The 23272-nt window shown below is 40.1% G+C and carries 39 protein-coding genes; all 39 read left to right on the top strand.

The window, feature by feature from the left end; all coding sequences use genetic code 11:
* The first annotated feature begins 181 nt into the window (after positions 1–181).
* Positions 182–436: a 50S ribosomal protein L7ae-like protein gene (locus OLD84_RS01355; protein WP_209463948.1), complete on the top strand. Its 255-nt coding sequence runs from the start codon at positions 182–184 to the stop codon at positions 434–436.
* Positions 437–582: 146 nt separating this feature from the next.
* A complete protein-coding gene (rpsL, locus tag OLD84_RS01360) occupies positions 583–1002 on the top strand; it encodes a 30S ribosomal protein S12 (protein ID WP_209463949.1) in 420 nt (139 codons plus the stop codon).
* Positions 1003–1033: 31 nt separating this feature from the next.
* Positions 1034–1504: a 30S ribosomal protein S7 gene (gene rpsG / locus OLD84_RS01365; RefSeq protein WP_209463950.1), complete on the top strand. Its 471-nt coding sequence runs from the start codon at positions 1034–1036 to the stop codon at positions 1502–1504.
* Between the two features lie 41 nt (positions 1505–1545).
* Complete coding sequence (gene fusA, locus OLD84_RS01370) at positions 1546–3624, top strand: elongation factor G (RefSeq protein ID WP_209463951.1); 2079 nt, start codon at positions 1546–1548, stop codon at positions 3622–3624.
* 119 nt (positions 3625–3743) lie between these two features.
* Positions 3744–4934, top strand: coding sequence for an elongation factor Tu (tuf, locus tag OLD84_RS01375; protein ID WP_209463952.1), 1191 nt, complete (start codon positions 3744–3746; stop codon positions 4932–4934).
* Positions 4935–5319: 385 nt separating this feature from the next.
* Positions 5320–5628 carry a 30S ribosomal protein S10 gene (rpsJ, locus tag OLD84_RS01380; protein ID WP_209463953.1) on the top strand — a complete coding sequence of 103 codons (309 nt, stop codon included), beginning with the start codon at positions 5320–5322 and terminating at the stop codon, positions 5626–5628.
* A 30-nt stretch (positions 5629–5658) separates the two neighbouring features.
* Positions 5659–6291 carry a 50S ribosomal protein L3 gene (gene rplC / locus OLD84_RS01385; protein WP_209463954.1) on the top strand — a complete coding sequence of 211 codons (633 nt, stop codon included), beginning with the start codon at positions 5659–5661 and terminating at the stop codon, positions 6289–6291.
* 26 nt (positions 6292–6317) lie between these two features.
* Positions 6318–6941 (top strand): 50S ribosomal protein L4, encoded by a 624-nt coding sequence (gene rplD, locus OLD84_RS01390; RefSeq protein WP_209463955.1) that lies wholly within the window; start codon positions 6318–6320, stop codon positions 6939–6941.
* Positions 6941–7252, top strand: coding sequence for a 50S ribosomal protein L23 (gene rplW, locus OLD84_RS01395; protein ID WP_209463956.1), 312 nt, complete (start codon positions 6941–6943; stop codon positions 7250–7252). Before rplD ends, rplW begins: the two co-directional genes overlap by 1 nt.
* A 30-nt stretch (positions 7253–7282) precedes the next feature.
* Complete coding sequence (gene rplB, locus OLD84_RS01400; protein WP_209463957.1) at positions 7283–8113, top strand: 50S ribosomal protein L2; 831 nt, start codon at positions 7283–7285, stop codon at positions 8111–8113.
* A gap of 57 nt (positions 8114–8170) precedes the next feature.
* Complete coding sequence (gene rpsS / locus OLD84_RS01405; protein WP_209463958.1) at positions 8171–8449, top strand: 30S ribosomal protein S19; 279 nt, start codon at positions 8171–8173, stop codon at positions 8447–8449.
* Positions 8450–8466: 17 nt separating this feature from the next.
* Positions 8467–8808 carry a 50S ribosomal protein L22 gene (gene rplV / locus OLD84_RS01410; protein ID WP_209463959.1) on the top strand — a complete coding sequence of 114 codons (342 nt, stop codon included), beginning with the start codon at positions 8467–8469 and terminating at the stop codon, positions 8806–8808.
* 3 nt (positions 8809–8811) lie between these two features.
* Positions 8812–9453, top strand: coding sequence for a 30S ribosomal protein S3 (gene rpsC / locus OLD84_RS01415; protein ID WP_209463960.1), 642 nt, complete (start codon positions 8812–8814; stop codon positions 9451–9453).
* Between the two features lie 18 nt (positions 9454–9471).
* Complete coding sequence (gene rplP / locus OLD84_RS01420) at positions 9472–9906, top strand: 50S ribosomal protein L16 (protein ID WP_209463961.1); 435 nt, start codon at positions 9472–9474, stop codon at positions 9904–9906.
* Positions 9896–10099 carry a 50S ribosomal protein L29 gene (rpmC, locus tag OLD84_RS01425; protein WP_209463962.1) on the top strand — a complete coding sequence of 68 codons (204 nt, stop codon included), beginning with the start codon at positions 9896–9898 and terminating at the stop codon, positions 10097–10099. Before rplP ends, rpmC begins: the two co-directional genes overlap by 11 nt.
* 23 nt (positions 10100–10122) lie before the next feature.
* A complete protein-coding gene (gene rpsQ / locus OLD84_RS01430) occupies positions 10123–10386 on the top strand; it encodes a 30S ribosomal protein S17 (protein WP_209463963.1) in 264 nt (87 codons plus the stop codon).
* 42 nt (positions 10387–10428) lie between these two features.
* Positions 10429–10797 (top strand): 50S ribosomal protein L14, encoded by a 369-nt coding sequence (gene rplN, locus OLD84_RS01435; protein ID WP_209463964.1) that lies wholly within the window; start codon positions 10429–10431, stop codon positions 10795–10797.
* Between the two features lie 35 nt (positions 10798–10832).
* A complete protein-coding gene (gene rplX / locus OLD84_RS01440) occupies positions 10833–11144 on the top strand; it encodes a 50S ribosomal protein L24 (RefSeq protein ID WP_209463965.1) in 312 nt (103 codons plus the stop codon).
* Between the two features lie 26 nt (positions 11145–11170).
* Positions 11171–11710 carry a 50S ribosomal protein L5 gene (gene rplE, locus OLD84_RS01445; RefSeq protein ID WP_209464025.1) on the top strand — a complete coding sequence of 180 codons (540 nt, stop codon included), beginning with the start codon at positions 11171–11173 and terminating at the stop codon, positions 11708–11710.
* A gap of 27 nt (positions 11711–11737) precedes the next feature.
* Positions 11738–11923: a type Z 30S ribosomal protein S14 gene (locus OLD84_RS01450; RefSeq protein WP_209463966.1), complete on the top strand. Its 186-nt coding sequence runs from the start codon at positions 11738–11740 to the stop codon at positions 11921–11923.
* A gap of 29 nt (positions 11924–11952) precedes the next feature.
* Positions 11953–12351 carry a 30S ribosomal protein S8 gene (gene rpsH / locus OLD84_RS01455; protein ID WP_209463967.1) on the top strand — a complete coding sequence of 133 codons (399 nt, stop codon included), beginning with the start codon at positions 11953–11955 and terminating at the stop codon, positions 12349–12351.
* A gap of 31 nt (positions 12352–12382) precedes the next feature.
* On the top strand, positions 12383–12919 hold the full coding sequence (gene rplF / locus OLD84_RS01460) for a 50S ribosomal protein L6 (protein WP_209463968.1): 537 nt from the start codon (positions 12383–12385) through the stop codon (positions 12917–12919).
* 32 nt (positions 12920–12951) lie between these two features.
* Positions 12952–13314: a 50S ribosomal protein L18 gene (rplR, locus tag OLD84_RS01465; protein WP_209463969.1), complete on the top strand. Its 363-nt coding sequence runs from the start codon at positions 12952–12954 to the stop codon at positions 13312–13314.
* A gap of 23 nt (positions 13315–13337) precedes the next feature.
* Positions 13338–13841, top strand: a complete 504-nt coding sequence (gene rpsE, locus OLD84_RS01470; RefSeq protein ID WP_209463970.1) for a 30S ribosomal protein S5 — start codon at positions 13338–13340, stop codon at positions 13839–13841.
* A 13-nt stretch (positions 13842–13854) separates the two neighbouring features.
* Positions 13855–14037: a 50S ribosomal protein L30 gene (rpmD, locus tag OLD84_RS01475; RefSeq protein WP_209463971.1), complete on the top strand. Its 183-nt coding sequence runs from the start codon at positions 13855–13857 to the stop codon at positions 14035–14037.
* Positions 14038–14069: 32 nt separating this feature from the next.
* Entirely contained in the window at positions 14070–14510 is a 441-nt protein-coding gene (gene rplO / locus OLD84_RS01480) for a 50S ribosomal protein L15 (protein ID WP_209463972.1), read from the top strand.
* Entirely contained in the window at positions 14510–15802 is a 1293-nt protein-coding gene (gene secY / locus OLD84_RS01485) for a preprotein translocase subunit SecY (protein WP_209463973.1), read from the top strand. Before rplO ends, secY begins: the two co-directional genes overlap by 1 nt.
* Positions 15803–15835: 33 nt before the next feature.
* Positions 15836–16480, top strand: coding sequence for an adenylate kinase (locus OLD84_RS01490; protein WP_209463974.1), 645 nt, complete (start codon positions 15836–15838; stop codon positions 16478–16480).
* A 172-nt stretch (positions 16481–16652) separates the two neighbouring features.
* Positions 16653–16988 (top strand): KOW domain-containing RNA-binding protein, encoded by a 336-nt coding sequence (locus OLD84_RS01495; RefSeq protein WP_209463975.1) that lies wholly within the window; start codon positions 16653–16655, stop codon positions 16986–16988.
* The gene (infA, locus tag OLD84_RS01500; RefSeq protein ID WP_156645092.1) at positions 16966–17184 is read left to right on the top strand and encodes a translation initiation factor IF-1; all 219 of its coding nucleotides are present in this window, start codon (positions 16966–16968) and stop codon (positions 17182–17184) included. Before OLD84_RS01495 ends, infA begins: the two co-directional genes overlap by 23 nt.
* Before the next feature lie 31 nt (positions 17185–17215).
* The gene (gene rpmJ, locus OLD84_RS01505; RefSeq protein WP_209463976.1) at positions 17216–17329 is read left to right on the top strand and encodes a 50S ribosomal protein L36; all 114 of its coding nucleotides are present in this window, start codon (positions 17216–17218) and stop codon (positions 17327–17329) included.
* A gap of 24 nt (positions 17330–17353) precedes the next feature.
* Complete coding sequence (gene rpsM, locus OLD84_RS01510) at positions 17354–17719, top strand: 30S ribosomal protein S13 (RefSeq protein WP_209463977.1); 366 nt, start codon at positions 17354–17356, stop codon at positions 17717–17719.
* A 22-nt stretch (positions 17720–17741) separates the two neighbouring features.
* Positions 17742–18131, top strand: a complete 390-nt coding sequence (rpsK, locus tag OLD84_RS01515) for a 30S ribosomal protein S11 (RefSeq protein ID WP_209463978.1) — start codon at positions 17742–17744, stop codon at positions 18129–18131.
* Between the two features lie 211 nt (positions 18132–18342).
* On the top strand, positions 18343–19287 hold the full coding sequence (locus OLD84_RS01520; protein WP_209463979.1) for a DNA-directed RNA polymerase subunit alpha: 945 nt from the start codon (positions 18343–18345) through the stop codon (positions 19285–19287).
* Between the two features lie 72 nt (positions 19288–19359).
* Positions 19360–19713 carry a 50S ribosomal protein L17 gene (rplQ, locus tag OLD84_RS01525; protein ID WP_209463980.1) on the top strand — a complete coding sequence of 118 codons (354 nt, stop codon included), beginning with the start codon at positions 19360–19362 and terminating at the stop codon, positions 19711–19713.
* A gap of 118 nt (positions 19714–19831) precedes the next feature.
* Positions 19832–20671, top strand: coding sequence for an energy-coupling factor ABC transporter ATP-binding protein (locus OLD84_RS01530; RefSeq protein ID WP_209463981.1), 840 nt, complete (start codon positions 19832–19834; stop codon positions 20669–20671).
* A complete protein-coding gene (locus OLD84_RS01535) occupies positions 20647–21516 on the top strand; it encodes an energy-coupling factor ABC transporter ATP-binding protein (protein ID WP_209463982.1) in 870 nt (289 codons plus the stop codon). Before OLD84_RS01530 ends, OLD84_RS01535 begins: the two co-directional genes overlap by 25 nt.
* Positions 21513–22316: an energy-coupling factor transporter transmembrane component T family protein gene (locus OLD84_RS01540; protein ID WP_209463983.1), complete on the top strand. Its 804-nt coding sequence runs from the start codon at positions 21513–21515 to the stop codon at positions 22314–22316. Before OLD84_RS01535 ends, OLD84_RS01540 begins: the two co-directional genes overlap by 4 nt.
* Before the next feature lie 103 nt (positions 22317–22419).
* The gene (truA, locus tag OLD84_RS01545) at positions 22420–23172 is read left to right on the top strand and encodes a tRNA pseudouridine(38-40) synthase TruA (RefSeq protein WP_209463984.1); all 753 of its coding nucleotides are present in this window, start codon (positions 22420–22422) and stop codon (positions 23170–23172) included.
* Positions 23173–23272 lie beyond the last annotated feature (100 nt).

The following is a 23272-nucleotide window of genomic DNA, read 5'->3' on the forward strand; positions in this document are numbered from 1 at the left end:
ATTAGTGTTTTATATTGACATTGAAATATATGGGTGATAGAATACTCAAGGTGCTTCCGATTTATACTTGTCAGTAAAAAGTATATCTATTTCCTTCATGCACAGAAGTGGGCTTTGCAATTCTCACCTAAATGCTTGGGGAGTTAGTGATACGTTTTCTAATTACTTTGGAGGATATAAAATGTCTTATGAAAAAGTGACCCAGGTTCAATCACGGATCATTATCGGCACAAAACAAACATTGAAAGCCATGAACAATGGTGAAATTAGTGAAGTGCTTATTGCTGAAGATGCTGATCAGTATATAACAGAGAGCGTGGCAAGTTTAGCAGAAGAGTTAGACATACCATGTGAGTGGGTAGATTCGATGAAAAGGCTAGGAGCTGCTTGTGGTATAGAAGTTGGAGCATCCACGGTGGCAATAAAACGATTATAGTTTTGGCGGATCATAACGCGAAAGCTTTGTTTTTGCTTAAAGATGAACCACCTGGCTGCGTGGGATTACAAAACCCTTAGCCATAAGTGGTAACAGTACTCATTTTTCTATTTAAACCATGTAATAAAGAAGGGAGGATATATAAAATGCCTACAATTAATCAACTTGTTCGTAAAGGTCGTATTAACAAACCAAAAAAGTATGACTCTCCAGCACTTAATAGAGGGTATAACAGCTTTAAAAAGAGACCGACTAACCAAAATTCACCGCAAAAACGTGGTGTGTGCACGCGTGTTGGTACGTTAACACCGAAGAAACCAAACTCAGCACTTCGTAAATACGCTCGTGTTCGTTTGTCAAACACAATGGAAGTAACTGCATATATTCCTGGAATTGGACACAATCTACAGGAACACAGTGTTGTACTCTTACGTGGTGGTCGTGTTAAAGACTTACCTGGTGTACGTTATCACGTTGTTCGTGGAGCGCTTGATACTGCAGGAGTACAAGGACGTGCACAAGGACGTTCTAAATACGGTACAAAAAAACCAAAGAAAAAAGCATAAGTTAATATAGAAAAGGGAAGGAGGATAACACATGCCACGTAAAGGACCAGTACCAAAACGGGATGTTTTGCCAGATCCGCTTTATAATTCAAAATTAGTGACTCGTTTAATCAACCAGATCATGGTTGATGGTAAACGAGGTATTGCACAAAAAATTCTTTATAATGCGTTCTCGATTATCGGTGAACGAAGCGGACAAGATGCTATGGAAGTTTTTGAACAAGCAATGAAAAACGTAATGCCTGTACTTGAAGTTCGAGCACGCCGTGTTGGTGGATCAAACTATCAGGTACCAATGGAGGTTCGCCCGGAAAGACGTCAAGCGCTAGGTTTACGCTATATTGTTAACTATTCACGCCTGCGCGGAGAAAAAACAATGGAAGAACGTCTTGCCAATGAAATCTTAGATGCTTCCAATAATACAGGTACTTCAGTGAAAAGACGCGAAGAAATGCATAAAATGGCTGAAGCTAACAAAGCATTCGCACACTATCGTTGGTAAGATATCCTAAAAAAAGCTTTTAAGAGGAAGGAGAAGAATACATGGCTAGAGAGTTCTCCTTGGAAAAGACGCGTAATATTGGAATTATGGCTCATATTGATGCAGGTAAAACCACTACTACAGAGCGTATTCTTTTCTATACAGGACGTATTCATAAAATTGGTGAAACACATGAAGGTGCATCACAGATGGACTGGATGAGTCAGGAGCAGGAGCGAGGAATTACCATAACTTCTGCAGCAACAACTGCTCAATGGGATGACCATCGTATAAACATTATCGACACACCAGGACACGTGGACTTCACAGTAGAAGTTGAGCGTTCCCTACGTGTACTCGACGGAGCAGTAACTGTTCTTGATGCACAATCAGGTGTTGAACCACAGACTGAAACCGTGTGGCGCCAAGCTACAACTTATGGTGTGCCACGTGCAGTCTTCATAAATAAGATGGATAAAGTAGGGGCAGATTTCCTTTACTCTACAAGCACACTTAAGGATCGTTTGGGGGCTAATGCCCATCCTGTTCAGTTGCCAATTGGTGCTGAAGATGAATTTGACGGGATTATTGACTTAATAAAAATGGAAGCACATTTTTATTTGGATGATCTAGGAACGAAGGCAGAGTCTCGTGAAATTCCAGCAGAATATAAGGATAAAGCGGATGAACTTCGTGCTAGTCTGGTTGAAGCAGTATCAGAGCTTGACGAAGATTTAATGATGAAATATCTAGAAGGCGAAGAAATTTCAAATGAAGAGCTAAAGAGTGCAATCCGTCAAGCAACGCTAGATGTTGAATTTTATCCCGTATTTTGTGGTTCAGCATTTAAAAACAAAGGTGTACAATTAGTTCTTGATGGTGTAATTGATTATCTTCCTGCACCAACAGACATACCTCCAATTGAGGGTATTATTCCAGGAACAGAAGAAGAAGTTACTCGTGCTGCAGATGATAATGCGCCATTTTCTGGTTTGGCGTTTAAAGTAATGTCAGACCCTTATGTCGGAAAACTAACATTCTTTCGTGCCTATTCAGGAACTGTAGATTCAGGTACTTATGTTAAAAACTCGGTAAAAGATAAGCGTGAACGTGTTGGACGTCTTCTACAAATGCACGCGAATTCCCGTCAAGAAGTAAAAACGGTTTACAGTGGTGAAATTGCTGCTGCAGTTGGGTTTAAAGATACATCAACTGGTGATACCATTTGTTCTGAAAAAGACCTTGTTATCCTTGAATCGATGGACTTCCCTGATCCTGTTATCTCTGTTGCTATCGAACCGAAAACAAAAGCAGATATGGATAAAATGGGTATCGCTTTAGGTAAGTTATCGGAAGAAGATCCTACTTTTAAAACGGAAACAGACAATGAAACAGGTCAAACGATTATCTCTGGTATGGGTGAACTTCACCTTGATATCATTGTTGACCGTCTGAAACGTGAATTTAAAGTTGATGCAAATGTTGGTACGCCACAAGTTGCGTATCGTGAAACGTTCCGTGGATCTGCTAAGGTTGAAGGTAAATATGTTCGTCAGTCTGGTGGTCGTGGACAATACGGTCATGTTTGGGTCGAATTTGAGCCGAACGAAGAAGGTGCCGGATTTGAATTTACCAACAAAATTGTCGGTGGAACAGTTCCACGTGAATACATCGGATCCGTTGAACAAGGTATTGAAGAAGCAACTGCAAGTGGTGTATTAGCAGGATATCCACTAATTGATTTGAAAGCTACATTGTATGACGGAAGTTATCATGATGTAGACTCAAACGAAATGGCATTTAAAATTGCAGGATCCATGGCTTTAAAAGCTGCTAAAAGTAAATGTAAACCAGTTCTGCTTGAACCGATGATGAAAGTCGAAATTGTAATACCTGAAGAATACATGGGTGACATTATGGGCGACGTAACAGCCCGTCGTGGTCGTGTAGAAGGTATGGAACCACGTGGACCAGCTCAACTTGTAAAAGGTTTTGTACCACTGTCTGAGATGTTTGGCTATTCAACTGCATTACGTTCAAATACACAAGGTCGCGGAACATACACCATGACATTTGATCACTACGAAGAAACGCCAAAAAGCATCACGGAAGAAATTATTAAGAAAAATACGGGCGAGTAATTGCTTTTTTCTTAAAACTAACGTATAACAATTTGTATAGACTGAGAAATTTTTTTAACGATTATTTCTCGGTTTAGCACAATAATAAAACTTTTATTTAATTGAAGGAGGAACTATAAATGGCTAAAGAAAAATTCGACAGATCCAAGAGTCACGTGAATATTGGAACAATTGGACACGTAGACCACGGGAAAACAACATTAACTGCTGCTATATCCAAAGTCATGCATAAGAAATCTGGTAAAGGATCCGCAATGGATTATAATGAGATTGACAGAGCACCAGAGGAAAAAGAACGTGGAATCACGATTAATACATCTCACGTAGAATATGAAACTGATTCACGTCACTATGCGCATATTGACGCTCCAGGCCACGCTGACTATGTTAAAAACATGATCACTGGTGCTGCACAAATGGACGGTGCTATCCTAGTAGTATCAGCTGCAGATGGTCCGATGCCGCAAACTCGTGAGCACATTCTACTTTCCCGTAACGTTGGCGTACCTAGCATCGTGGTATTCCTTAACAAAACGGATATGGTAGATGACGAAGAGCTACTAGAATTAGTTGAAATGGAAGTACGTGACCTGCTTACAGAGTATGATTTCCCAGGAGATGATACGCCAGTAGTAAAAGGTTCTGCACTTAAAGCGCTTGAAGATAACGCTGATTATGAAGAGAAAATTGTTGAGCTAATGAACGCTGTTGATGAGTATATTCCAACTCCAGAGCGTGACACGGACAAGCCATTCATGATGCCTATTGAAGATGTATTCTCAATCACTGGTCGTGGTACTGTTGCAACAGGCCGTGTTGAGCGTGGAGAAATCAAAGTAGGAACAGAAGTAGAACTTATTGGTCTTAACGAAGGGCCAAGAAAAACTACTGTAACTGGTGTTGAAATGTTCCGTAAGCTTCTTGATTATGCAGAGGCAGGAGACAACATTGGTGCATTGCTTCGTGGTGTATCTCGTGACGATATTGGCCGTGGTCAAGTATTGGCTAAGGCTGGTTCAATCACACCACATACGGACTTTAAAGCTGAAGTTTATGTTTTATCTAAAGAAGAAGGTGGACGTCATACGCCATTTTTCGCTAATTATCGTCCGCAGTTCTACTTCCGTACTACTGACGTAACTGGAGTTATCCAACTTCCAGAAGGAGTAGAGATGGTAATGCCTGGTGATAACATCGAAATGACAGTTGAATTGATTTCACCAATCGCAATTGAAGACGGAACTCGTTTCTCAATTCGTGAAGGTGGACGTACTGTTGGATCAGGTGTTGTAACTTCAATCCAGAAATAATAAATGCAAAACAGGTAGCGTGATCACGCTACCTGTTTTAACATTTTCATACTGTTTCCCCAGACTACCCAATTCATTGTGAATTTCTACAAATAATTATTAATTAACCCTTGCATTTACTAGATTAAGTAAGTATAATACATAGTTGTGCAATCACATAGTTGATTTTTAGTAAACGGGCATTCGCTAAGCATTTGATGGTGAGTACCTTAGTTGCAGAAAAAGGTTGCGTTGGCCGCAAATAATCATTATAATGGTAATGTTGGTCATTTAAGGCGATGAAGTGAAAGGTTGTTGGCACACCCGGCCCCTTTGCCATGGCGTTGTGTTGAGATATTTTCACGGAGAAAGTCTGTTATAAAATGGGCGCAAAGGAGGGAAAATGATGGCAAAAGAGAAGATTAGGATTCGTTTGAAGGCTTATGATCACCGTATTCTAGATCAGTCTGGTGAGAAAATAGTTGATACTGCGAAGCGTTCTGGAGCAAGTGTTTCTGGACCAATTCCATTACCGACAGAAAAATCTGTTTACACGGTATTACGAGCTGTGCACAAATACAAAGATGCACGTGAGCAATTCGAAATGCGTACACATAAACGCTTAATCGATATTGTTAATCCAACGCCACAGACGGTTGACTCGCTAATGCGTTTAGATCTACCATCTGGTGTGGATATTGAAATCAAATTATAAAATTATTGTAAAATATAGGAGGTGTAACGGATGACGAAAGGAATCTTAGGTCGTAAAATCGGCATGACTCAGCATTTTTCTGAGACAGGAGAGTTAGTTCCTGTTACCGTAATTCAAGCTGAGCCAAACGTAGTATTGCAAAAAAGAACCTTAGAAAATGATGGTTATGAAGCATTGCAACTTGGTTTTGCTGACGAAAAGGAATCACGTACAAATAAAGCGAAAAAAGGTCATGCTGAGAAAGCAAACACATCCCCTAAGCGCTACGTTCGTGAAATCCGTGACGCAGAACTTGATGAATATGAAGTTGGTCAGGAAATCAGCGTTGAAGTATTTCAGGCGGGAGACAGAATAGATGTAACAGGTACATCTAAGGGGAAAGGTTTCCAAGGTGTGATCAAGCGACACAATCAAAATACCGGTCCAACTACCCATGGTTCACATTTTCATCGAAGCACTGGTTCAGTGGGAATGGCTGCAGACCCGGCACGTGTCTTCAAAGGAACAAAATTACCAGGACAAATGGGTGGCGAACAAGTAACGATCCAAAACCTAGATGTCGTTAATATAGATGCAGAGCGCAATCTATTATTAGTTAGAGGGAATGTTCCTGGTGCGAATAAATCATTTGTGAAAATCACAAGTGCTACAAAGGCTAACTAATCATATATACGAAGGGAGGATATGTCATGACTAAAGTAGCATTATTAAAACAAGACGGTTCACAAGCAGGAGATGTAGAATTGAACGATTCCGTTTTTGGTATTGAACCAAACACGCATGTTTTACATGAAGCTGTAGTGATGCAACGTGCTTCACAACGCCAAGGTACACATGCTGTTAAAAATCGTTCCGCAGTTCGTGGCGGTGGTGCTAAACCGTGGCGTCAAAAAGGTACCGGTCGTGCTCGTCAAGGTTCTACCCGCTCTCCGCAATGGGTAGGTGGTGGAGTTGTCTTCGGACCAACACCGCGTAGTTATAGCTATAAACTACCTAAAAAAGTTCGACGTTTGGCTCTTAAATCTGCTCTTTCTTCTAAAGTAAAAGAAGAAAACTTAATTGTATTAGAAAGCATTTCATTTGATGCCCCTAAAACAAAAGAAGTAGTTAACATGCTTAGCGCACTTAATGTGAATGAAAAAGCATTACTTCTAACTGCTGATAAAGATGAAGCAGTAATTCGTTCAGCAAATAATTTACAGACAGTTAATGTATTAACTGTTGATGAAATAAATGTACTGGACTTACTTGCGCATGACAAGCTGATCGTAACAAAGGATGCAGCTGAAAAAGCAGGGGAGGTGCTTGCATAATGAAAGATTCACGTGAAATTCTAAAAAGCCCTGTCATCACAGAGAATACTGCTGAATTGATGGAACACAAAAAATATACGTTTGAAGTAGATCCAAAAGCGAATAAAACACAGATTAAAGATGCTGTTGAATTAATTTTTGGTGTTAACGTAGTAAAGGTAAACACAATGAACCTTAAAGGTAAATTCAAGCGATTTGGTATATACCCAGTTAAAAGAATGCCAAGTGACGGTGGTTACCGTCCAGATCGTAAAAAAGCTATTGTTCAGCTTTCAGAGGATAGTAAAGACTTAGATTTCTTTGAAGGCTAAGCAACAAGTAAGTGAAGGAGGGAAAACAAGATGGCTATAAAAAAATTCAAACCAACATCAGGTGGTAGACGTAACATGTCCGTATCTGATTTTGCTGAGATCACTACAGATTCTCCAGAAAAAACCTTACTAAGTCCCATTCACAAACGTGGCGGACGTAATAACCAAGGAAAATTAACAACGCGACATCATGGCGGCGGTCATAAGCGTCAATACCGCATTATTGATTTTAAACGCGATAAAGATGGTATACCAGGAAGCGTTGCTACCGTTGAATATGATCCTAATCGTTCAGCAAACATTGCTTTAATCCATTATGCTGATGGGGAAAAACGTTATATTCTAGCGCCAAAAGGACTTAAAGTAGGGCAAAAAATTGAATCTGGTGAAAATGCGGATATTAAACTAGGTAATGCACTTGCTCTAGGAGATATTCCAATAGGTACAATCATTCATAACATTGAAATGAAACCAGGACGCGGCGGGCAACTTGCACGTTCAGCTGGTGCAGAAGCACAAATTCTTGGTCGTGAAGGTAAGTACTCACTCGTTCGTTTAGCTTCTGGTGAAGTTCGCTTAGTGCTAACAACGTGTCGCGCAACAGTTGGTCAAGTAGGTAATGTTGAGCATGAATTGATTCGTGTAGGTAAAGCAGGTAAGTCTCGTTGGTTAGGCATGCGCCCTACTGTACGTGGTTCTGTAATGAACCCTAGCGATCACCCACACGGTGGTGGTGAAGGACGTGCTCCAATCGGACGCGAATCACCAATGTCTCCATGGGGTAAACCGACTCTTGGTAAAAAGACTCGTAAGCGTAATAAACCGACAGATAAATATATTGTTCGTAAGCGTAAGAAATAAACCAGAAAATGGACGGGCATAAAAACCTGTCTCTCAATTGCGAAAGGAGGTTTATCCATGGGTCGCAGTTTAAAAAAAGGACCTTTTGCAGATGACCATCTAATGACAAAGGTTGAGAAATTAAATGAAACGGACAAAAAACAAGTAATAAAAACTTGGTCACGCCGTTCAACAATTTTCCCTACGTTTATCGGTCATACATTTGCTGTATATGACGGTCGTAAACATGTGCCAGTTTATGTGACAGAAGATATGGTCGGACATAAATTAGGTGAATTTGCACCAAGCCGAACGTTCAAAGGACATTCCGGCGATGATAAGAAAACAAGACGATAAGAGAGGAGGCACTCAATATGCAAGCCAAAGCTATTGCGAAACAAGTTCGTATTGCTCCTCGTAAAGCACGTTTAGTCGTTGATCTAATTCGAGGAAAAAACGTAGGCGAAGCAGTTGCAATATTACGCCATACTCAACGTGGTGCTTCTCCAGTTGTAGAGAAAGTTTTGAAGTCTGCTATCGCAAACGCAGAACACAACTACGAAATGGAACCAGATGATTTAACGATCTCCGAAGCATTTGTAGATGAAGGTGTAACATTGAAACGTTTCCGCCCGCGTGCACAAGGACGTGCAAGCAAAATTAACAAACGCACAAGCCATATTACAGTGGTTGTATCAGAAAAGAAGGAGGGATAGTCAGTGGGTCAAAAGATAAATCCAACAGGTCTTCGCATGGGCGTAATTAAAGACTGGGAGTCAAAATGGTATGCCGGCAATGATTATGCAGACTTACTACATGAAGATATTAAAATCAGGGAATATCTTGAAAACCGTTTGAGCATTGCTTCTGTTTCTTCTATCGAAATTGAACGTGCTGCAAACCGTGTTAATATCACGATTCATACTGGGAAACCAGGTATGGTAATTGGTAAAGGCGGTTCGGAAGTAGAAGCACTACGTAAATCATTAAACAACTTGACTGGCAAACGTGTTCACATTAATATTGTTGAAATCAAGAAAGTTGATCTTGATGCAAAATTAGTTGCTGACAACATTGCTCGTCAATTAGAAAACCGAATCTCATTCCGCCGTGCACAAAAACAAGTAATTCAACGTGCTATGCGTGGTGGAGCAAAAGGGATTAGAACACAAGTATCTGGACGTCTAGGTGGAACAGATATTGCTCGTTCGGAAGATTATAGTGAAGGGACAGTACCACTACACACATTACGTGCAGACATTGACTTTGGTACAGCAGAAGCTGATACTACTTATGGTAAATTAGGCGTAAAAGTGTGGATCTATCGTGGGGAAATCCTTCCAACTAAAACAGACAAATAGGAAGGAGGCAGAAGCATTATGTTAATGCCTAAACGCGTTAAATATCGTAAACAACATCGAGGTAAAATGGGAGGCCGTGCAAAAGGCGGAACGTCCGTAGCTTTTGGTGAATATGGTCTACAAGCAACAGAGGCTACATGGATTACAAGCCGTCAAATTGAGGCTGCCCGTATTGCAATGACTCGTTACATGAAACGTAGCGGTAAAGTTTGGATTAAAATCTTTCCAGATAAACCATACACTTCAAAACCTCTTGAAGTTCGAATGGGTTCCGGTAAAGGTGCTCCTGAAGGATGGGTAGCTGTAGTGAAACCAGGTAAAATAATGTTTGAAATAGCAGGGGTGCCAGAAGATGTTGCGCGTGAAGCGTTACGACTTGCCGCACATAAACTGCCGATAAAATCAAAATTCGTGAGACGAGAAGAAATTGGTGGTGAAATCAATGAAGGCTAATGAAATCAGAGAACTAACCACTGCCGAAATTGAACAGAAGGTACAAACATTAAAAGAAGAGTTATTTAATCTACGCTTTCAACTTGCGACAGGTCAATTGGAAAATACCGCACGTCTTCGTGAAGTAAGAAAATCAATTGCTCGTATGAAAACTGTTGAACGTCAACGTGAATTAAGTGTAAATAACTCATAACACGAGAGGAGGCTAGCCTCAAAATGACTGAACGTAATAATCGTAAAGCATATACAGGCCGTGTTGTATCGGATAAAATGGATAAAACAATTACAGTAGTGGTTGAAACGTATAAGTTTCATCAGCTATACGGAAAACGTGTTAGATATTCTTCAAAATTCAAAACACATGATGAAAATAACCAAGCAAAAACCGGCGATATTGTCAGCATCATGGAAACTCGTCCGCTATCAGCTACGAAGCGCTTTCGTCTAGTTGAAGTTATTGAGGAAGCGGTAGTTCTATAATTAAAGTTCGCTCGGAAGGTATCCGAAGGGAGGTCAAGCGATATGATTCAACAGGAAACTCGTTTAAAAGTTGCAGATAACTCTGGTGCCCGTGAAGTATTAACCATTAAAGTATTAGGTGGTTCAGGGCGTAAAACAGCGAATATTGGTGATGTAATTGTTTGCACGGTAAAACAAGCAACACCAGGAGGCGTTGTCAAAAAAGGTGAAGTTGTTAGAGCAGTTATTGTACGTTCTAAATCTGGAGCACGTCGTAAAGATGGATCATATATCAGTTTTGATGAAAACGCAGCGGTAATTGTCCGTGATGATAAAAGTCCAAGAGGTACTCGTATCTTCGGCCCAGTCGCACGTGAATTACGTGATGCTAAATTCATGAAAATCGTATCTCTAGCTCCAGAAGTATTGTAAGTAGTTTATAGCCTTGTCAAGGAGGTGCGCTCAGGATGCATGTAAAAAAAGGTGATAAAGTAAAAGTAATTACCGGTAAAGACAGTGGTAAAGAAGGCACTATTTTAGAGGCATATCCGAAAAAGGATCGTGTACTTGTAGAAGGTGTCAATATGGTTAAAAAACACGCGAAACCCTCGCAAGATAACCCACAAGGTGGAATTCTTGATCTGGAAGCAGCGATTCATGTTTCAAATGTAATGCCAATTGACCCTAAATCCGGTGAACCAACTCGTGTTGGGTATGAAGAACGTGATGGAAAGAAAGTCCGCATCGCCAAAAAATCCGGTGAAGCAATCGATAAATAATTTTCAGGCGAAAGGAGGGCGACATGATGAATGGACTAAAACAACAATATAAAGATGAAGTAATTCCATCTTTGATGAATAAATTTAATTATGATTCTGTTATGGAAGTTCCTGCAGTTGAGAAAATAGTAATTAATATGGGTGTTGGAGATGCAGTTCAAAATACAAAAGCACTAGATAGTGTTGTAGAAGAACTTGCATTAATCACTGGTCAAAAACCTGTGATTACCAAGGCAAGGAAATCAATCGCTGGTTTTCGCCTTCGTGAAGGAATGCCTATCGGGGCAAAAGTAACCCTTCGCGGTGAGCGTATGAATGAATTTCTTCAAAAGCTTATAGGTGTATCACTTCCACGTGTACGTGATTTCCGTGGTATTTCCAATAAAGCTTTTGATGGCCGTGGTAACTATACATTAGGTGTTAAAGAACAACTAATTTTCCCAGAGATTAACTATGATAAAGTAAACAAAGTGCGTGGTATGGATATTGTTATCGTAACAAGTTCCAATACAGACGAAGAGGCTCGTGAACTTTTAGCTCAGCTAGGCATGCCTTTCCAAAAATAGACAAGAGCTAATAAAGGAGGGAAAATTGTGGCTAAAAAATCAATGATTGCGAAACAAAAACGCCCACAGAAATTCCAAGTACGTGAATATACACGTTGTGAACGTTGTGGAAGACCACATTCTGTAATTCGTAAATTTAAACTTTGCCGTATTTGTTTCCGTGAACTTGCCCATAAAGGTCAAATTCCTGGTGTTAAAAAAGCAAGCTGGTAAACCCCGATTCGGGAAGGAGGTAATTAGTAATGGTTATGACAGATCCAATCGCAGATATGCTAACTCGTATTCGTAATGCTAACATGGTGCGCCATGAAAAATTAGAGCTTCCGGCTTCATCTATGAAAAAAGAGATCGCTGATATTCTAAAACGTGAAGGTTTTGTTTCGGATTATGAATTTATCGAGGACAATAAACAAGGTGTTCTGCGTATTTTCCTTAAGTACGGTGCAAAAGAAGCACGAGTAATTACAGGTATCAAGCGCATTAGTAAGCCTGGACTACGTGTTTATGCAAAAGCAGCCGAAGTACCTCGCGTACTTAATGGTTTAGGTATAGCTATTGTTTCAACATCAGCTGGTGTGCTATCTGATAAAGAGGCACGTTCTCAAGCAGTTGGCGGCGAAGTACTAGCGTATGTTTGGTAATTAACAGTTTTTTAAGAGGAGGTGTACCCGAATGTCTCGTATAGGATTAAGACCAATTGAAATTCCTGAAGGTGTAGAGGTTACAGTTAATGACAATGTAGCTAACGTAAAAGGACCTAAAGGTGAATTAACTAGAAATTTAAGTCAAACAATGAAAATCAATATAGAAGACAACATTATTACGATTGAACGTCCAAGCGACCATAAAGATCATCGTGCATTGCACGGAACGACTCGTAGTCTGATCTATAATATGATTGAAGGTGTTCATAAAGGTTTCGAAAAATCCCTTGAGATTAATGGTGTTGGATATCGTGCACTTAAACAAGGTGATAAAGTTGTGATTAGCGCAGGTTATTCGCATCCAGTAGAAGTTGAACAACGAGATGGTATTGAAATCGATGTTCCTCAAAACTCACAAGTAATTGTTAAGGGTATTGATAAGGAATTAGTTGGTGCAGTTGCTGCAAACATCAGAGCAATCAGACCACCAGAGCCTTATAAAGGGAAAGGTATTCGTTATCAAGATGAATATATACTTCGTAAAGAAGGTAAGACTGCTAAATAAGATTAGTTAGGGAGCAGAAAGGAGTGACCTATATGATCACAAAACCTGACAAAAATGTTACACGAAAGCAAAGACATACACGAGTTCGCGGTAAAATTTCCGGCACTCAGGTCCGTCCTCGTTTAAACGTGTACCGTTCAAATAAACACATCTATGCACAATTAATTGATGATAATAGTGAAGTAACAGTAGCTAGCGCTTCTACAAAGGATAAAGAATTCAGTGCTGAAGGTACTGCTAATATAGAATCAGCTAAGAAAGTCGGAGAAATGATCGCTAAACGCGCCGAGGACAAAGGTTACAAATCAGTCGTATTCGATCGCGGAGGCTATCTTTATCATGGACGTGTAAAAGCATTGGCAGACGCTGCCCGCGAGGCAGGTCTTGAATTTTAATCGATAAAGGAGGGAACCCTTACATGAATGCAAACATTGATCCGAATAATTTGGACATTGAAGAACGTGTTGTTTCAGTTAACCGTGTTGCTAAAGTAGCTAAAGGTGGACGTACTTTTCGCTTTGCTGCCTTAGTAGTGGTCGGAGATAGAAATGGTCATGTAGGCTTTGGTACAGGTAAATCACAAGAAGTACCTGAAGCAATTAAAAAAGCAGTTGATGATGCAAAGAAAAACTTAATAGTAGTACCAATCGTTGGAACTACTATTCCACATGAGATTAATGGACGTTTTGGATCTGGTAACGTATTGATGAAACCAGCAACAGAAGGTACTGGAGTTATCTCTGGTGGACCAATTCGTGCCGTCCTGGAACTATCAGGTGTTGGTGATATTTTAACGAAATCACTCGGTTCAAACACACCAATTAATATGATTCGTGCAACATTAAACGGCTTAACAAACTTAAAAACAGCAGAAGACGTAGCAAAACTACGTGGAAAGTCTGTGGAAGAACTGTTAGGATAAGGAGGGAAACACTATGTCTAAAAAATTAGAAATCACCCTCACACGCAGTGTTATTGGTGGAAAAGAAGGGCAGAAAAAAACTGTTCAAGCATTAGGGCTAAATAAAATAAATCAATCCGTCGTTCATGATGATACAGCAGCCTTACGAGGTATGGTTGACAAGGTATCTCATCTTATAACGGTAAAAGAAGTTTAATCATATAAACAGTGTAAAAAGGAGGTGCTCGCATGAAACTTCATGAATTGAAGGCATCAGAAGGAACTCGCAAAGAACGTAATCGTGTTGGTCGTGGAATGTCATCTGGTAACGGAAAAACGTCAGGCAGAGGGCATAAAGGACAAAAAGCACGTTCTGGCGGCGGAACGCGTCCAGGATTTGAAGGTGGTCAATTACCACTATTCCAACGCGTACCTAAACGTGGATTCACCAACATTCACCGCACAGAATTTGCAATTGTAAACTTAGATGCGTTAAATCGTTTTGAAGAAGGCACAGAAATTACACCTGAGCTATTACTTGAAGAAGGTGTCGTAAGTAAACTTAAAACTGGTATTAAAGTGCTAGGCAAGGGTACTATCGAGAAAAAAGTAACTGTAAAAGCTCATAAGTTCTCTGCTTCAGCAAAAGAAGCTATAGAGGCAGCGGGCGGTCAAACAGAGGTGGTTTAATGTTTCGTACAATCTCCAACTTTATGCGCATCAAAGACATTAGACAGAAAATAATATTTACCTTATTGATGTTGATTGTCTTTCGTATTGGTACATTTATTCCTGTTCCATATACGGATAATGAAGCAATTGATTTTATGAATCAGCAAAATGCTTTTGGTTTTCTTGACACATTTGGTGGGGGAGCCTTACAAAACTTCTCCATTTTCGCTATGGGTATCATGCCATATATTACAGCATCGATTATCATGCAATTATTGCAAATGGATGTCGTTCCTAAATTTACCGAATGGAAAAAACAAGGTGAGATGGGTCGTAAGAAGTTAGCTCAAGTTACTCGTTATGGCACTATTGTTCTCGCATTTATCCAGGCTATTGCCATGTCGATAGGCTTTAACGCTATGGCAGGTGGAATGCTGGTTCAAGATCCAAGTATCTTAACGTTCTTACTCATTGCCATTGTTTTAACAAGCGGTACAGCATTTTTGATGTGGTTGGGTGAACAGATCACAGCAAATGGTGTTGGTAACGGAATTTCAATACTAATTTTTGCAGGTATCGTAGCTGCTGTTCCAAATGGTATTGGACAAATATATAGTCAGTATTTTGTTAATCCTGGTGATGAATTGTTTATTAATATTATTATTGTTTCTCTAATTGTCTTGGTTATCATTGCAGTAATTGTTGGAGTTATATTCATTCAACAGGCATTGCGTAAAATTCCAATTCAATATGCGAAAAAAATAGTTAATCGTTCACAGGCAGGCGGACAATCTACCCATTTACCACTTAAGGTTAATGCCGCAGGGGTTATCCCAGTCATTTTTGCAATTGCATTTATTATGGCGCCTACTACGATTGCTGGATTCTTTGAAGGCAATCAGTTCGCCTCAACAATTCAATCGCTATTTGACTATACACAGCCGGTAGGTATGGCTATATATGTTGTGCTAATTATCGCCTTCACGTATTTCTATACATTTGTTCAAGTTAACCCTGAACAAATGGCTGAAAACTTACAGAAACAAGGTGGGTATATTCCAGGTATTCGTCCTGGTAAAAATACAGAAACGTATCTTACGCGTGTTATGTACCGATTAACATTTGTAGGAGCACTCTTCTTAGCTGCAGTTGCTGTAATGCCTATGATACTAGGCGGGATTGCAAACCTACCTCAAGCAATACAAATCGGCGGCACAAGCTTACTAATCGTTGTAGGGGTGGCATTGCAGACCATGAAACAACTGGAAAGCCAACTAGTGAAGCGACACTACACAGGATTTATTAAGTAACATCCTGCTGCCAACGAGAGCGAGGGAAAGTCGTTGAATCTTATATTAATGGGGATGCCTGGTGCAGGAAAAGGTACGCAGGCAGAGCAAATAAATGAAGCATATAACATCCCTCATATCTCAACAGGAGATATGTTTCGATTAGCTATCAAAGAAGGTACAGACCTTGGCAAGCAAGCGAAAGACTTTATGGATCAGGGTGAACTTGTTCCTGATGAGGTAACGATTGGGATTGTTAAAGAACGTTTGAGTAAAGACGATTGTAAAAAAGGTTTTCTATTGGATGGATTTCCAAGAACCATTGCACAGGCTGAAGCCTTGCAAGAACTTCTGACAGATATAAATGAAACCATTGACTATGTCGTACATGTAGATGTACCAGAAGAAAAATTATTGGAGCGTCTAACTGGTCGTAGAATTTGTCCAACATGCGGAACTGCTTATCATGTCGCTTATCAGCCTCCTGAAGTTGAGGGTAAATGTGATAAAGATAGTGCTCAATTAATTCAACGTGATGACGATAAACCTGAAACGGTTAAAAATCGCTTAGCTGTTAATTTAAAACAAACAAAGCCGTTACTAGATTTTTATCAGGATAAAGGATATCTTGTAACTGTAGATGGAGATCAAGAAGTTGATCAAGTGTTTAAAGATATCCAAACTAAAATTGAAAAATAGACATTGAACTGTATGCAAACGCAGAATAGATGCAATTGTATCTATTAAAGGATATAATTATTATCAAAGTAATTTTGATAGTAGGATATCTTGTACGCTTACAGGATGAAAAGGATGTAAACTTTTTGATAAGGTTAGAAAATATACTATGCCTAAATGAAGGTGGTCGTTGTTGAACGAAGTTGATTCGATTCCGCTAATAGGTCAGGTTGTTCGTATTAAGCAGGGACGCGAGGCGGGACAATATGCGGTAGTCATTACTATCGTTGAAGGCCGATATGTCTTGCTGGCAGACGGGGAAAAACGAAAATATGATCGACCAAAAAAGAAGAATGTAAGTCATATTGAACTATTGGATTATATTTCCCCTGAAGTCCAAAACAGCCTTCTGGAAACTGGTCGTGTCACAAATGGTAAATTGCGATTTGCCATAGCTAAATTTGCAGGTAAGGTTGTGACTGATTTGAAGAAGGGAGATCAACACGATGGCGAAAGACGATGTAATTGAAGTGGAAGGTACCGTGACGGAAACATTGCCGAACGCACAGTTTAATGTAGAGCTTGAAAATGGCCATACGGTCTTAGCACACGTATCTGGAAAGATCCGTATGCATTTCATTCGCATTTTACCAGGTGATAAGGTAACGGTTGAACTTTCTCCGTATGATTTGACAAGAGGACGAATTACGTACCGTTATAAATAAGTGAGCTCCGATATAAAAGGAGGTAAAAACGATGAAAGTAAGAGCATCTGTAAAACCAATTTGTGAAAAATGTAAAATTATAAAGCGTAAGGGTAACGTAATGGTGATTTGCGATAACCCGAAACACAAACAAAAACAAGGCTAGAAAACAAGGAGGTGCTAATGATCTATGGCACGTATAGCAGGTATAGATATTCCGCGTGATAAGCGTGTAGTTATCTCATTAACATATGTTTATGGTATTGGAAAAACTACCGCACAAGCAGTCCTTAAACAAGCAGGCGTTGCAGAAGAAACACGAGTTCGTGATTTAACCGAAGACGAACTAGGCAAGATCCGTAAAACAGTTGAAGAATATACAATTGAAGGTGATCTTCGTCGTGAAACATCACTAAATATCAAACGATTGATTGAAATTGGCTCGTACAGAGGAGTTCGTCACCGTCGTGGATTACCATTACGTGGTCAAAAAACGAAAAACAATTCACGTACTCGTAAAGGACCACGCCGCACAATGGCAAATAAGAAAAAGTAACGTGAAGGAGGTAAGCTAATCAATGGCACGTAAAACGAATACACGTAAGCGTCGTGTGAAAAAGAATATTGATACAGGTGTAGCACATATCCGTTCAACGTTCAACAATACAATTGTGACAATAACGGACGTGCAGGGAAACTCAATTGGTTGGAGCTCATCAGGTGCTCTAGGCTTTAAAGGTTCTCGTAAATCTACACCATTCGCTGCACAAATGGCTGCTGAAACAGCTGCCAAAACAGCTGTTGAAAATGGCATGAAAACATTAGAAGTAACGGTTAAAGGGCCAGGTGCTGGCCGTGAAGCAGCAATTCGTTCCCTACAAGCAGCAGGCTTGGAAGTTACAGCGATTGTTGATGTAACACCAGTTCCTCACAATGGTTGCCGCCCACCAAAACGTCGTCGTGTATAATTAGACCGTATGAGAATTTGTCACTCTGTCTATAATGAGTTATGATAGCTAAACGTATGAGGTGAATACCTTATATTTACGCATCCGAGAGACAACAAGTACGAAAAAGCAAAGCTAATAGTGCAGAGACGCCAACTGCCTATCTGAGGAATTTCGGTTAGACAGGAGAGTCTAGCCGGGGTTTCGACGTTTTGAAGGAGGGTTTTATTGAATGATCGAAATTGAAAAGCCAAAAATTGAAACGGTAGAAGTCAGCGAAGATGCTACGTTTGGAAAATTTGTCGTCGAGCCGCTTGAACGTGGATATGGTGCCACACTTGGGAACTCCTTGCGTCGTATCCTACTATCCTCACTTCCAGGTGCTGCTGTGACATCTGTTCAAATTGACGGGGCACTTCATGAGTTTTCGACAATTGATGGTGTTGTTGAAGATGTAACAACAATAATTTTGAATCTAAAAAAACTAGCTCTAAAGATTTACTCTGATTCTGAGAAAACATTAGAGATTAATGTGCAGGGAGAAGGAATAGTTACGGCTGCAGACATTACGTATGATAGTGATGTAGAAGTATTGAATCCAGAACTGCCAATTGCTACGATTAATAGCAAAGGTAGCTTGCATATGAAAATAACGGCATCTACTGGACGCGGTTATCGTAATTCCGAACAAAATAAACATGATGAGCAGCCAATCGGTGTTGTTGCAGTTGATTCTATTTTTACACCTGTATCTCGTGTCACGTACACGGTAGAAGATACACGTATAGGTCAAGTTGCAAGCTACGATAAGTTAACGTTAGATGTAACGACTGATGGAAGCATTCGTCCGGAGGAAGCAGTCTCCTTAGCGGCAAAAGTCTTTACAGAGCATCTTAATATTTTCGTAGGATTAACAGATCAAGCACAAAAAGCTGAAATCATGATTGAAAAAGAAGAAGATCAAAAAGAAAAAGTTATGGAAATGACAATAGAAGAACTAGATCTTTCTGTCAGATCCTATAATTGTTTGAAACGTGCTGGCATTAATTCAGTTCAAGAGCTTGCAAATAAATCTGAAGAAGATATGATGAAAGTCCGTAATTTAGGCCGTAAATCACTAGAGGAAGTAAAAGTAAAACTAGATGATCTTGGCTTAGGCTTACGCGATGATGACTAATCAATATAACTCCTTTAGAGTCTGAATTAAAGGGCAAGCGCCCCGAAACAACAGGAAAGGGAGGGATAATTCATGGCTAGAAAATTTGGTCGTACAACAGATACTCGAATGGCACTACTTCGTAACCTTGCATCTGATCTTATTATTCATGAAAGACTTGAAGTGACAGAGGCAAAAGCGAAAGATCTTAAATCTGTAGCAGAAAAGATGATTACGCTAGGCAAACGTGGTGATCTTCACGCACGCCGTCAAGCTGCATCATTCCTATATAACCAAGAAGCAAATGAAAATGAAAATGTTATCCAAAAGCTTTTTGATGATGTTGCCTCGCGCTATGAAGACCGTCAAGGCGGATATACGCGTGTACTTAAGTTAGGCGCTCGTCAAGGTGATGGAGCAAAAATGGCAATCATTGAATTAGTTTAATACAATGATAACGTCAAGGGCAGGCTGAATCTCTTCTACGAGGTGAATCCAGGCCCTTTTTTTGTAGGCAGTGATCGAATTTTAGTTAACCTAGGGCAGGTGCAGAGGAGGTTGGGCAATGAGGGGGAAGTTAATCGAGTTTAGAAACGTCTCTTTTCGATATGGAGATGATTATCCGTGGGTATTGAAGAATTGTTCGTTTGATATATATGAGAGTGAATGGGTTGCCATTATCGGTCACAATGGTTCCGGGAAATCGACTATAGCTAAACTATTGAATGGGTTATTGTTTCCGCAAGAAGGGGAAATTATCATTAATGGTCAGGAAGTGAACCAAGAGACCATTTGGGATATTCGTAGAGAGGTAGGAATGGTTTTTCAGAATCCGGATAATCAATTTGTGGGAACAACGGTACAGGATGATGTAGCGTTTGGGATGGAAAACCGTGGTGTCCCCAGGGATGAAATGGTAAAGCGTATTGACCAAAACCTCACTGCTGTTGGAATGGCTGGCTATCTGTTGACGGAACCACATCGGTTGTCAGGTGGTCAAAAACAACGTGTGGCAATTGCCGGCGTATTAGCCGTTTCTCCTCAGGTGCTTATTTTAGATGAGGCGACAGCTATGCTTGACCCCAAAGGCCGTACCGAAATTATGGAGACTGTATCGAATGTCCAGGATAAGAATGACCTATCATTAATTACAATTACACATGATTTGCGTGAGGTTGTTCAGGCTGAACGCGTTATTGTCATGAATGAAGGACAAGTTTGGGAAGCGTCCACACCACGTGAAGTCTTTTCAAAAAAAGATGCGCTTCAAAAAATTGGACTGGATGTACCATTTATTGCTGTTTTAGCAGAAGAACTAAAAAAAGCAGGTGTTCCGGTAACAAAAGAACCTCTAAATCATGAGGAATTGGTGGAGGATTTATGGACATTACATTCAATAACGTAAGCTATATTTATCAACGTAATTCACCGTTTGCACATAAAGCAATTGACGATTTGTCATTTCATATTCCCTCCGGATCCTTTGTTGCGATAATCGGCCATACGGGTTCTGGTAAGTCAACGATTATTCAGCATTTAAATGGACTTGTTCGACCGAGTGAAGGAGAAGTTACCATTGGTGATTTCAAGCTAACGAAAGATGAGAAACCCACCAATATGAAAGAGTTACGCAGTCGTGTTGGTGTTGTATTTCAATATCCAGAACACCAATTATTTGAAGAAACGGTGGAAAAAGATATTGCATTTGGACCAGAAAATTTTGGTGTAAAAAGTACTGAGGTAAACCAGCGTATCAAGGAGATAACCCCAGCTGTCGGATTGACAGATGAATTACTTCAACGTTCCCCATTTGATTTAAGTGGCGGACAGATGCGCAGAGTTGCTATCGCAGGTGTACTCGCAATCAGGCCGGATGTCCTTGTTCTTGATGAACCATCTGCAGGACTAGATCCACGAGGGCAAAAGGAAATGATGGATATGTTCTACGATTTACACAATGAACAAGCGCTAACGACTGTTCTTGTGACACATAGCATGGAAGACGCTGTGAAATATGCTGATCATGTTATTCTATTAAATAATGGAACCAAGTACATGGAAGGGACGCCAGAAGAAGTCTTTACACAAAAAGAAGCCCTTCATAACGTTCAGCTTGATGTACCAGAGATGGTTCAATTTTTGAATCTATTTGAAAAGAAATTCGGGAAATCCATTCCATTCAAGCGGCAGTCGATAAATGAAATAGCAACGTCCATACGGCAGTTGATCGAGGAGGGCCACTCCTCATGAACAATGCAATAATAATTGGTCAGTATGTTCCGGGTGAATCTCTTATTCACCGGTTAGACCCCCGAACAAAGATCACCATTATTTTCTTTTTTGTACTCATTGTATTCTTTGCAAATACGGTCTTAAGTTACGGGGTATTAACTGCTTTTGCACTAGGGAGCATGCTTACATCGAGAGTCCCGATTCGGTTTATTATGAAAGGATTAACCCCTGTTTGGTTTTTAATTATATTTACGTTTATATTGCACTTATTTGTTACGAATGAAGGAACGCTTTTATTTGATTTTTTTATTTTTGAAGTGTATAGCGGTGGTGTCATCCAAGGTTTTGCTATTTCGATGCGATTTTTCTTGCTTATCCTTGTTACATCTCTGCTAACATTAACGACAACGCCAATTGAAATTACCGATGCGATAGAGGATATGCTTCATCCATTGAAGAAATTTAGATTCCCGGTTCATGAACTGGCTTTAATGATGTCCATCTCCCTTCGATTTATTCCAACCCTAATGCAGGAAACGGATAAAATATCCAAGGCACAAGCATCACGTGGTGTTGACTTTCGAACAGGGCCGGTGAAAGAACGGGCAAAGGCGGTTGTGCCATTATTGGTCCCGCTATTTGTAAGTGCCTTTAAACGTGCAGAAGAATTGGCTATGGCAATGGAAGCGCGTGGTTACCAGGGCGGGGAAGGCCGAACCAAACTCCGAGATTTAAAGGTTGAAAAACGAGATATTATGATCTATCTCCTATTTCTTGCTGTCATAGCGGTATTATTTATGACAAGAAGTTATTCTTAGAAAACTTGGTTGTCACCAAGCTTTTGGGTGACAACCTTAGTTGCACTTATGGAGTAAGAAAGTATTTTATACTTTCTTATCTGCCTAAGAAAGGCTGGGACAAATGGAAAAATTGAAATGTACAATTAATTATGATGGGTCCCAGTTTACCGGTTTCCAAATACAGCCTAAATCTCGCACCGTACAGGGCGAATTTGAAAAAGCTTTAACCAAGATGCATAAGGGCACCCATGTACGTATCCATCCATCTGGACGTACAGATACAGGTGTCCATGCGAAGGGGCAGACGATTCATTTTGAGTCACCGTATGACATTCCGCTCTATAATTGGAAGCAGGCGCTAAATACGCTGTTGCCTGGCGATTTATTTGTACAGGAGGTAGTAAAGGTACCTGATTCTTTTCATGCTCGCTATGATGTTGTAGAAAAAGAATACCGCTATTATGTATGGAATGAAAGAGAGTCCGATGTTTTTAAGCGAAATTACTTTTACCAGTTTCCTTATAGATTGAATGTGGAGGCCATTCAAGAGGCTTGTAGGCAGTTTGAGGGAACGCATGACTTTACCACGTTCTCCTCAGCTAAAGCCACCACAAAAGGAAGTAAGGAAAGAACGCTCTATCAGGTTTCTTGCGAGAAGCGAGGTAGTGAAATAGAATTTATTTTTCGCGGAAGTGGCTTTTTATATAATATGGTGCGGATTATTGTTGGCGTATTACTGGATATCGGGAAGGGGAGGCGCGAGCCGGCAGATATTGCTGGCTTACTGGCTAAAAAAGATCGCCAATTAGTTGGTGAAACGATACCACCACAAGGCTTGTATTTATGGAGTGTGAAGTATAAAGGGGAAAACTAGTTTTATTTAACTTCTGCTTGACAAATAGCTGTGGTTTGGTATATTATATACTATGGCATTTTTATTTCTAAACCATGATTAGCCCCGGAATCTAATTATG

Source organism: Virgibacillus natechei, from assembly GCF_026013645.1.
GTDB lineage: Bacteria > Bacillota > Bacilli > Bacillales > Amphibacillaceae > Virgibacillus_L > Virgibacillus_L natechei.